General features: G+C 57.6%; 6 protein-coding genes. 1 reads left to right on the forward strand and 5 read right to left on the reverse strand.

Features of this window, described 5'->3' with window-relative positions:
* Positions 1–443: electron transfer flavoprotein subunit alpha/FixB family protein (locus tag AYW79_RS14040; protein WP_418251497.1), on the reverse strand; the 443-nt coding region annotated here is incomplete at its 3' end.
* A 26-nt stretch (positions 444–469) separates the two neighbouring features.
* Positions 470–1,297, reverse strand: a complete 828-nt coding sequence (locus AYW79_RS14045; protein ID WP_067567156.1) for an electron transfer flavoprotein subunit beta/FixA family protein — start codon at positions 1,295–1,297, stop codon at positions 470–472.
* Positions 1,298–1,715: 418 nt separating this feature from the next.
* Here AYW79_RS14045 and AYW79_RS14050 point away from each other — a divergent pair, with 418 nt between their 5' ends.
* Positions 1,716–2,375 carry a hypothetical protein gene (locus AYW79_RS14050; RefSeq protein WP_067567158.1) on the forward strand — a complete coding sequence of 220 codons (660 nt, stop codon included), beginning with the start codon at positions 1,716–1,718 and terminating at the stop codon, positions 2,373–2,375.
* 92 nt (positions 2,376–2,467) lie between these two features.
* Here AYW79_RS14050 and AYW79_RS14055 read toward each other — a convergent pair whose 3' ends face one another.
* The 3 genes from AYW79_RS14055 to AYW79_RS14065 form a co-directional block, all read right to left on the reverse strand.
* A complete protein-coding gene (locus AYW79_RS14055) occupies positions 2,468–5,587 on the reverse strand; it encodes an efflux RND transporter permease subunit (protein WP_067567160.1) in 3,120 nt (1,039 codons plus the stop codon).
* A complete protein-coding gene (locus tag AYW79_RS14060) occupies positions 5,584–9,003 on the reverse strand; it encodes an efflux RND transporter permease subunit (protein ID WP_067567162.1) in 3,420 nt (1,139 codons plus the stop codon). The genes AYW79_RS14055 and AYW79_RS14060 overlap by 4 nt, the downstream gene beginning before the upstream one ends.
* On the reverse strand, positions 9,000–10,878 hold a 1,879-nt coding region (locus AYW79_RS14065; protein WP_156493912.1), incomplete at its 5' end, for an efflux RND transporter periplasmic adaptor subunit. The genes AYW79_RS14060 and AYW79_RS14065, both read right to left, overlap by 4 nt.

Below are 10,878 nucleotides of genomic sequence, written 5' to 3' on the forward strand. Positions count from 1 at the left end.
GTCGGCAAATGCGTCGCAATCGCGCCAGCCAGGTCGCGTCCCGTATACGTCGCGCCCATCAAAACAATTTCTGGCTTTGCCTGCTCGATCACATGGAGACACACTCTGCTATACGGTCGCGTGCGATAGTCTTTGAGCTCTTTAGCGTCACACAGATAGACGCGATCTGCGCCGCGCTCGATCGCCTCGCTCGCGAGCGGTTCGACGTTATGCCCGATGACCAGTGCCATCAGTGGCGCGTCAAGTTTTTGCGCGAGACGTTTCGCCTCACCGAGCAACTGCCAGGAGACACTCTTGGCGGTTCCTGCACGTTGTTCGACGACAATCAAAATTCCACGATACGCGGAGAAATCCATGATTGGATCTTCAATCTTCGGTCGGCGCGCAGGACGCGCGGGTGCATCTTTTTTCGCTTCTTCTGAATTCGCTACTTCTTCTGGCATACGTCTCACCTCGCTCGATCAATCGGTCACCAGCCCAAGCGTGCCGGCAATTCCGTGTTCCAGAGTCTTTCAACGAGCGCCGCCGCCGTCTCCCACACATCAGGCGCCTCGATCATCTCCGTATGGACGGTGCGCGGCTCCGGCACCCACGTCTTACTCACGATCGTCGGTGATCCGCGCAGGCCGATCTTCGCGCGATCGATGTCAGGGAAATCATTGGTCGTCCAGACGATTGGTTTGTATTTCGCGGCGCGCAGGACGCCTGGGAGACTCGCTCTGCGCGGCTTGTTCAAATCTGTAAGCGCTGTCAACAAAACGGGCAACTTGGTGCGAACAACTTCGACACCGTCCTCCAAATGGCGATGAACCGTGACCGTACGCGCGACAGGATCGACGTCAAGCACCTTTTCTACATACGTCAACTGATCGTAGTCAAGCCTACACGCAACACCCGGCCCTACCTGCCCCGTGTCACCGTCAAGCGTCTGCTTCCCGCAAAAGACCATATCCACGGCTTCCATCTCTTGCGCCACTTTCTGAATCGTGAGCGCCACCACATATGAAGTGGCAAGCGTATCCGCGCCCGCAAAGCCGCGATCCGAGACGAGCACCGCCTCATCTGCACCCATCGAGATGCACTGTTTAAGCGCCTTTTCAGCCGACGGCGGGCCCATCGAGACAACCGTCACGCGCGCGCCCATCTCATCTTTTAGGCGCAGCGCTTCTTCGAGTCCGTGCAAATCATAGAAATTGACAATCGCCGGTACGCCTTGGCGCACGAGTGTGTTTGTCACTGGGTCAATGCGAATCTCTCGACTATCGGGTACCTGTTTGATGCAAACCACAATGTGCATCGTAACCATCCTCCGCATCTTGCGTCGTATCGCGCTGCGCCGTGTCAACGAGCCCGTCTTGGTCCAACTGGTGATTCACGGCGGTACACAAAACGTCCCACCCTCCTCCGATATGTGAAATCATTCACAATCCAAGCTACAGCAGCGTGTGGACGATTCCTACTCTCTACATTCTATTACACAATAATTCCAAACGTTCTCTATAAAAATAAGCGATCGTCACACCTTCTGCTGTCTTGAGGTTACACCTTCCCGCCGTCCGAATCAATAGTATAGATGGACGATTTGCACACTTTTGAACATACTTGCGATCTTCCGAAAGGCGATCACGACTTAAAGCCCATTTTCATCCACGCCATGTACAGTTTGGATGTGCTCGAATGCTGCACACGATCCAAACCCAAGGGAGACATGCTTGATGAAGATTCAACATAAAAAAGTACTGGCTGGAACGGCCGCAGTCTGCGCAACGCTCGCGCTCGTTCTGAATCAAACCGGAGCCTTCGCAAAAGTCACCACCGCACACGCACATCCGCCGACAGCTGCGGCGATCGTCAAAAAGGTGACAGACAGTAAAGCATTGGCTGCGTATTTACACCTCAAGCCGCAAATTCTAAAGCGCGATCTTAAGCATCACATGTCGCTGCTTGACGTGGCGGTCAAAGAAAAGCGCACAAAACCACAACTCCTCGGGGAGTTGAGCGTATTGGTGCGCACCGATGTTGCGCAGGCACAAAAAACACGCCATCTGAGCGCCGCAGAGACCTCCCTGCTAGAAAAAGACGCGAACGCCATGCTCGGGCGCCTGATTGTCAACACAAAGGTCGCTACGCATAAAAAAGCGCCCCTCTCCGGTGGTCTGATCAAAGAAGTGGCAACAATCCTGCACTCGACGCCCGCGACAGTGAAAGCAAAGCTGCGCGCACACGAATCAATTCTCCAGATGGCCGATGCAGCCCATTTGAAAGAGTCTGTGTTGATCAGTGACTTGGTTTCGTATCGCGCCAAACATGAGAAGCGCCACGTAAGCACGGCCGTGCTTACAAAACAAGTCGAACACCTGATCGTCAAGAAATAATTCATTTCACGAACATTTAACCATTGACAACATGAAACACGCAGGCCTTGAGAGCGGAAAGAAGCGCTCAAGACCTGCGCGTTTTTGCATCCTTATTGCGCGTGAACGATCACGCGAATACGCGCCTTCCATTTTGTCACGCGTTCGCGAACAACACGCTTTCCCGAAAGCAGCCACAGATACACAACTGGGAGCACCACAAGCGTGAGCAGTGTACCGCCAAGCATCCCGCCCACCAAAACGATCGCCATCGGCATGCGCGTCGAGGCGCCCGAGCCGATTGGCAAAAGCAGCGGAGCCATCGCAAGCGTCATCGTCGCCGTCGTCATCAAAATCGGCCGCAAGCGCCGTGAACCTGCCTGCACGATCGCATCCACGGTAGAAACGTTCGCGTCGCGCAGGATGCGTTTTGTCGCATCGATCAGAAGGATTGCGTTCTTTGAGACGAGTCCCGTCAGCATGATCGTGGCGATGAACGCGTAGAGACTAAAGGGTATCCCTGTGACCCACAAACCAAACAGTGACCCAGTCAAAGCGAGTGGAAGCGTGACGAGCACGGCGAGTGGATCGATCAGGCTTTCATAGAGCGCCGCCAACAGCATGTAAACCAAAACGACCGACAGCTTGAGCGCCCCGCTAAGTGGCCCGAACGCGCGCGCTTTCTGCTGGATGGCTCCGTTAAACTGAGCGGTGTACCCCGCCGGCATGGCGATCTTTTGCAAGACGCTTCGCGCTTCACTCGCAATCAACCCGAGCGGCTGCCCACCCGTGTTTGCGCTAATCTGCACCGACAGCGCGCGATTGTATTCACGCTCAGTCGCTGACACGGCCGTCGCTGAAATCGTCGCGATCTGTCCGAGCAGAATCGGCACACCATTTTCGATGGCGACAGGAACCTGCTGAAGTTGTTGCACCGTCATGCTTTGCCCCGCTTTTCCCACTTGCAGCACAATCGGCTCCGAGAGCGCATTTTCACTCGGTCGATAAGAAGACGCCGTAACCCCCTGAAGCGCTGTGCGGATGGCCTGCCCCACCTGACTGCTGCTCAGGCCAAAGGAAGAGACCGCCTGCGAATTCACCGTGAGTGTGAGCATCGGCTGGCTGTTTTGCGCTGTGCTTACCGGATTGATCACGCCCGGAATCTGTGTAAGCGCGGCGGTGACACGCTGGGAGAGTGCCTGCAGCACGCTCATCGAAGAACCGCGCAGCACGATGGAGAGCGCGCCCCCACTTCCGCCACCTCCGCTGATCAGCGCATTAGGGAGACTGGTCTGAATCTTTAGCCCAGGGATGGTCGCCGCGATCGCCTGAACCTTTGGAAGAACAGAAAAAACGGAGGGCGGCGACGCCGATTGCAAATCGACCGTCAAGCGGCCGATATTCTCGGCGGTGACGGAGCCGTTGCCAAACCCGGTAGTGGAAAACACCGCGCTGACGCCCGCGAGCTGCTTGATGCGTGCGGCGAGCGCGTTTACCGCCTCATCTGTCGTGCCAATGCTGCTCCCCGTCGGCATTTGCGCGCTCACAAAGAAAACGGAAGCGTTCTGTTTGGGCGTATACGTCGTCGCGACCATGCCGGATTGCAGCAACGCGATGTCGAAGGTCAGGGTGCCTATCATCACACAAAATACGAGCAGCGAATGGCGCAGCGCATAGCGCAGGATGCGCTCGTAGCGCGCGCGCACGATCAAGAATTTTGCATCCCACCACGCGCTAAACACTGCGGTGCGCGCGAAGACACGTCCCCGCCACACGAAATGCGCCGCGAGAAGTGGCGTGAGCGTGAAGGATACGAAGAGTGAAAACACGGTGGCAAACACGATGGTGAGACCGAATTCCCGAAACAATTGCCCGATGTTCCCCTGCATAAACGCGACAGGCGCGTAAACGACCACATCGGTGAGCGTAATGGCGAGTGCCGCGCCGCCGATCTCTCTGCGTCCGCGATACGCGGCGGCGGCGGCGGACAATCCCCCTTTGTGGTGCCGCTCAATATTCTCGAGCACCACGATCGCGTCGTCAACAAGAATCCCGATCAGGAGGCTGAGCGCCATCAGGCTGATCATGTCGATGGAAAAACCAGCCGCATCCATGGCGAGAAACGTGGCGCACAAGGTGACCGGAATCGTAAGCAGGATGACCAGCGTCATGCGCAGACGGTGAAGCCAGACGAGAATCATGAGCCCTGCCGCAAGAATCGCGAGAAAGAGGTCGCGCTGTGTCGCGCTCATCGCCTGCCTCGTGTAGGATGTGATGTCGCCTGTCACGATCAGGTGCTCGCCCACGGGAAGCTGGCTGGCGATCTGGTGAATGGCTGCTCGCACCAGCGCTGCCGTGGTGAGCGTATTGGCGTTTGACTGGACACTGATGACAAAGCCAATCGCGTTCTTACCATCGAGGTGGCTGAGCGTCGTGACAGGCGGATTGCCCTGCGTGATCGTCCCCAGTTGTGAAAGTGAAACCAACCCGCTTTGCGATGGGATCGCGATTTGTCCCAAGGCGGTCAAACTCCCGACTTGACCTGTGACCTGCACTGGATTCGCCTGCATACCTTGCTGGATCACCCCGGCTGGCGCCGCGCTGTTTTGCGTCGCAATCGCGGTTTTCACCTGACTCACTGTCAGCCCATACTGTTCAAGCTTGGCAGAAGACAGTGTGATGTTCACCTGGAGTGGACGCCCACCGATCATGTTGACCGTTGCCACGCCAGGAACGGCTGTGAGCGCCGGCGCGACCGTCTGACTCGCCTCTTGATAGAGCGCCGCCTGCCGCTGCGCGCCATAGAGGACCACATCCATGACAGGGAGCGCGTTCGGGTCAGCCTTCAAGATGAGCGGTGGCTGCGAACCGACGGGTAGTGTGGCGGCCGCCTGATTGACGACGTTTGCGACTTGCACCGCCACTTGGTTGACATTCGTACCACCGGGAAAGCGCAGCGCGATTCGGGCGTTTCCGGCGCGCGCAGTCGCGTTCATGCTCACGATGCCATTGACTTGAGTCAGCGCGTTTTCAACCGGATCGACCAGTTGCGCGCGCATCGTGCCGGGACTCGCGCCTGGATCGGAGAGCACCACCGTGATGTGTGGAAAATTGACGCTCGGCAAGCGACGAACAGGCAGCTTGGTGTACGCCACGATGCCAAGGAGCACCACCGCCAGCATGAGCATCAGCGCGGCGATGGGGCGTCTGATCGCAATCCGCGTAAGATTCACGGCGCACCTCTTTGGCTCTCTACAGACATATCGAGCGACAAGCGCGCCTTTCGTTTAAACAGACGAGAAAAAAATCCGCGAGCGTCATCCACATACGTGAAGAGCACTGGAACCACGAGAAGTGTCAGCAGCGTCGACGAGATGAGTCCGCCGATCAGAACAGCGGCGATCGGCACACGATCCGCCGATCCAAACCCGGTGTGAAACGCCAGCGGAATCATCGAAAATACCATCGTAGACGTCGTCATCACGATCGGGCGCAGTCTCGTCTTGCCCGCCTCGATCAGCGCCACCGTGCGCGTCATTCCTTTTTTCATCTGCTGCCGCGCATAGTCGACAAGCAGGATCGCATTTTTGGCGACGAGTCCCATCAGCATGATCAGCGCCATGAAAGAAAAGATGTTGAGCGTCTGTCCAGTTACCCACAGCCCGAAAAACGCGCCAACCGTCGCGAGTGGCAGGGAGAAAAGGACGACCAGCGGCATGACGAATGACTCATACAGCGCGGCCATCAGCATGTAGATCAGGATGACCGAGAGAACGAGCGATTGGAGCAATGGCCCAAACGCTTGCGACTGCTGCGCAATTTCCCCTCCGAGCGTCACGCTGTAACCGGGCGGCAGTTGCAGATTGGAAAGCGCCTGCTGCACCTCTTGCGCGACTTGACCGAGCGACGGGTTGGTCGTTCCCGCGGTAACCACGTTCGTCAACTGCCTGCTCGCCTCCGTGAGCGAAACGGGGCCTGGCGCAAGTGAGATACTCGCCACTTCACCGAGTGTGACCATCTGCCCGTGGCTCAGTGCGACAGGAATGCCTCCGAGCTGCGCCGGTGTAAAATGGCTGCCGTTTTGAAGGTGCACCATGATGTTCGTTTGTGTTCCACTGCCCGCCGACTGAATCGTAGAGGCGATCACTCCGCCGATCGCCGCTTGCGCCGCCTGACTGACGAGTTGCGCGGTCACGCCGAATTGCGCCGCCTGCGCGTCGTTTACGTGAATGAGCCACACGGGTAGAGACGCCGCGCTTTGATTCTGTACATTTGTCAGATCAGGCAGGTTGGCGAGCCGTCCTTGCACATTTTGCGCAAGTGCCTGAAGCACCACTGGATTCTGACCGCTGATCTGGATACTGACTGGCGTGCTGCTGTTGACGACGAGCGGATTCGGAACCGCAGTCTGAATCTGCATGCCAGGGATGGTCTCTGCGAGCGTCTGAATCTGCGTAAGCAGCGGATCGATCGGTGGGAGCGGTGTCGCATTCGCGCCGCTTAGCGAGATGCCATTTCCAGCCTTTTTCCCTTTGCGTGCACCCGCCTTTTTCCCGCCTTTCGCGCGCGTTCCGTTAGCGCCCGCACTGCGCGCCGCAGCGCTGCCATTTTTCAGTTTTTTTGTCTGTGTCTGTAACCCGCGATCGGCGCGCACCACGGTGAGCACCGCGTCATTCGTTGCATTCAACCCGTTTAAGGCGACGCCAGCTGTGGAAAACACCGCTTGAATCCCTGCCATCTTTTTCAGTTTGGCGGAGAACACGCGCATCGCGGCGTCTGTCGTCGCGAGAGATGTCCCTGTGGGCATCTGTGCGCCGATCCGGAATACCTGCGGATTTTCTGGCGGGACAAACGATGTGCCGATCCAGCCAAACGGCAGAAAGCATGCACTCGCAAGAAGCGCTGCGCCCGCCACAGACAGCGCCCGCAAGCGATTGCGCAAAGTCGCTTTGAGGATGCCCTCGTAGCGAAACCTAAACGCATCCATCAAGCGCTCCCCTGCGCGTAAATGTTTCGACGCTTCTTTACGCCGTGACGACAGAAACGCGAAACGTCGTTTTTTTGACGTGCGCAGATCGGTCTGTGTGTCTCCCTCGTCCGGCGCGTCTACCCGTTTCCCCTTCAGCCAGCGCGACGCCAGCATCGGCGTTAACGTAAAGGATGTAAAAAGCGAAAACAGCGTGGCGGCCGCGATGGTCAAACCGAACTCGCGAAACAACTGTCCGACCGTTCCCTGCACAAAGACGATTGGAACGTAGACGACAACGTCGGTCAGCGTAATGGCGACGGCGGCGGCACCGATCTCTGTGCGACCGCGCACGGCCGCCGTTCGCGGGTCGGCGCCGAGTTTCAGATGACGATCGATGTTTTCGAGCACGACGATTGAATCATCAACGAGAATTCCAATCAAGAGTGACAAGGCAAGCATGCTCATCAGATCGAGCGAGAAGCCGAACGCGTACATCACGGTAAAGGTCGACAGCAAGCTGGCAGGTATCGCAAACAAGACAATAAGCGTGTGGCTGAAGCGTCGCAAAAATACGTAGAGCACCGCAGAAGCGAGAACGACCGCCAGAATCAAATCGCGTAAAACAGCGCTAAGCGCCGCCCGCGTATAGACCGTCTGATCGGCGATGACGCGTAGTGTCGCCCCAGGCGGCAACGCCTTTTTAAGCTTGTTCACCGCACTCAAAACGCCCGACTCAACACTCAGGCTATTCGCGCCACTCTGTGCCGTGACCGTGATGCCGACTGCCGTCTTCCCGTTCAAGCGATTGATCGAGAGGGGCGTCGCGTAGCCTTGCGACAGTGTCGCAAGCTGACCGAGCGTGAGCAGACGCTGAGACAAAGGTGCCGCTAACGTGCTGCTTGTGCCGGCACTGGCGGCACCCGCTTTGGCCAGCTTTGGTGCGCTGCGGATCACCACATTCGCGAGCGACGAAACGGTAGTAAACGGCGTCTGTGTACCAACCGTGTAGGTTTGTGAACCGTTGTTCATCGCGCCCGCAGGCGCACTCGTATTCTGTGTCGCTAAGGCCTGACGGATCTGCGGCAAGGTTACACCGTAGGCGAGCAATGCGGATTCATGCACTTGGACATTGATTTGCGGAATCAAACCACCCTGCAGATTGACCGCACCAACCCCCGGAACACTCTCGATTGCAGGAACGATCGACTTTTCTGCGAGCGTGTAGAACTGCGTCTGATTCAATTTCCCAGACAGTGAGAGGCTCATGATCGGTGCCGAGGCGGGATCGGTAGCGGTGATGCTCGGAAGACTGGCCGTGGCGGGCAACTTTCGCGCAACCGCGTGAAGCGCCTGGGCCACATCATTGTTCGCGGTGTTGATGTTGATGCCTGCGGCAAACTGGAGCGTGATGTCTGAAACGCCTTGCATGGAAACGGATGTCATCGACGTGACACCGTTTACCGCCGTTAAGGCGTTTTCCAGCGGATCAGTCACACTTGTTCGCACATCTTGCGGGTCTGCGCCCGGATTGTTCACGGTCACCTGCAAATAGGGATAGTTAACGTTTGGCAATTCGCGGACGGGAAGAAGGCCATAGGAAATGACGCCCATCAAAACAAGCCCGAGAATCAGCATCAAAATGGTAATCGGGCGCCGCACCGCGACTTCGGTCACGTTCATGGTTTGCTACCCCCGCTTTTCGCAGTCGTACTCGAAGTCGCGGTGCCTGTGGATGTAGACGCAGGCTTTTTGTGGTGCTTGCCTTTGTGGTGCTTGCCTTTGTGGTGCTTGCCTTTGTGGGGGGCGGCGGCGTGTGAGGGATTCGCGGAAGTAGATGTAGACGGCTTTGCCGTCACCGCGCCGCTTGCCCGCGCAATCACATTGGAAACTGTGACGTGGTCGCCCGGCGCAAGGAACGTCTGTCCGAGCGTTACCACCTGATCGCCCGCTGTAACCCCCGCGAGCACTTCCGTCCACGCGCCCTGTGTCGCGCCAAGCGTTACCGGGCGCAAGAGTGCTCGTCCGTTTTTCACCAGATACACTTGCGGCGCGCCGGTTTGTGAATTGATGGCGGCGGTTGGCACTAGCACCGCATGCGGATCTGATTTTGTCACGACCTGAATGGATGCCGTCTCGCCTGAAGCCATACCGACAATCGGCCGCGCAGGCGCAATGGTCACCGTGAGGGAGAGTGTCTGTGGATTGACAACCGGTGAGATCGACGCGACAACGCCCTGCTCATTTTGACTCGGTGCAAACGGCAGCGTGAAAAGGACGCGCTCGCCCGGGTGCACTTGATTGATGTCCTGCTGGCTGAGTTGCGCCTGCAGTTCAAGCGTTGTGCCAATCATTGCGATGATCGGCTTTGCCGCAGTCACTGCATTGCCTGGCTGTGCGGTAATCGCGGTGATGACACCTGGAAAGGGTGCCGCAATGACCGTGTTGCTTAAAGCTTGCTGCGCGATTTGCAGACGTCCCTGCGCGGCAGTCACGGCACCCTGAAGCGCCTGAAGTGTTCCTTGATTTTTCGGGTGAAGCAATTCTTCTACTTTTAATTTCGCGGCGGCGATCGCCGTTTTTGCCGCCGCGAGAACACTCGACTGAGGCGGCGCCTGAAGCGCTGCGAGATTGTCGCGACTCGAAAGAAGCGTGGCCTGCGCCTTTTGCAGTGTTGCCTGCATGCGCTGCAAGGCTGTCTGTTCATTGGCGCTCGCCATTTGCACGGCCTGTTCATCCGTACGCAGCGCCTGGGCATACTGCGCTTTTGCCGTCGCGAGCGCCCGCGCCGCGATCTGCATCGCTTGACTCTGATCCGCCTGCAGGATCGACAGTTTTCCTTGATTGGCGAGATTTTGCTGAGAGATGGCTGCGCTTGCTGCATTGACTTGATCGGCCGCGACGCTGATCGCATTCGTCCAATTCGCTTGATCGGCCGCCAGCTTGCCCTGTGCGGAAACGACCGCCTCTTGCGCCGCGCTGATTTGATTTTGAAGTGCTGTCACCGCGTTTTGATTGGCCGTCTGTGCCGCCGCACTCGCTTGATTGAGTTGATTCTGCGCCGCTGCGATGGCAGCATTCCACGCCGCCTGATCGGATGAAAGTGCATCTTGGGCGTTTGTGACAGCCGTCTCTGCACTCGCAATCTGCGTCTGAAGGGTTGTCGTCACTGGAGTTTGCGCCTGTAGAGAAGTCAGTGTCGCTTCACTCGCCGCGAGCGCTTGTTGATCTTGTGTCACTTTGATTCCGTCCGGGCTGCTCGCACTCTTGATCGCATCCAAGGTATTCTGCGCGCTCACCACCGACTGTTGCACCGTCGCAGAAAGTCCATTCCCGGCTTCCGCCTGCTGCAGTTGCCCCTGTAGATTGACAAGGTTTTGCTGATCTGTTTGTAGCGTCGTCTGATCACTCGCCACCGCGACCCCTTGCGGGCTCGTGTTCGACTGCGTGCGCTGCAAATTGCCTTCTGCCGTTTGCAGTGCAGCGGTGCTCGCCGTTGCATTTGCCTGCTGCACAGTGACCGCAACGTTTTGCGGTGCACTCCCATTCGTTAAACCT

Origin of the sequence: Ferroacidibacillus organovorans (assembly GCF_001642725.1) — a bacterium.
GTDB lineage: Bacteria > Bacillota > Bacilli > Alicyclobacillales > SLC66 > Ferroacidibacillus > Ferroacidibacillus organovorans.

Coding starts and splice junctions, on each gene's coding strand:
- AYW79_RS14045 (WP_067567156.1), bottom strand. CDS start 1,297: ATGCACATTGTGGTTTGCATCAAACAGGTACCCGATAGTCGAGAGATT.
- AYW79_RS14050 (WP_067567158.1), top strand. CDS start 1,716: ATGAAGATTCAACATAAAAAAGTACTGGCTGGAACGGCCGCAGTCTGC.
- AYW79_RS14060 (WP_067567162.1), bottom strand. CDS start 9,003: ATGAACGTGACCGAAGTCGCGGTGCGGCGCCCGATTACCATTTTGATG.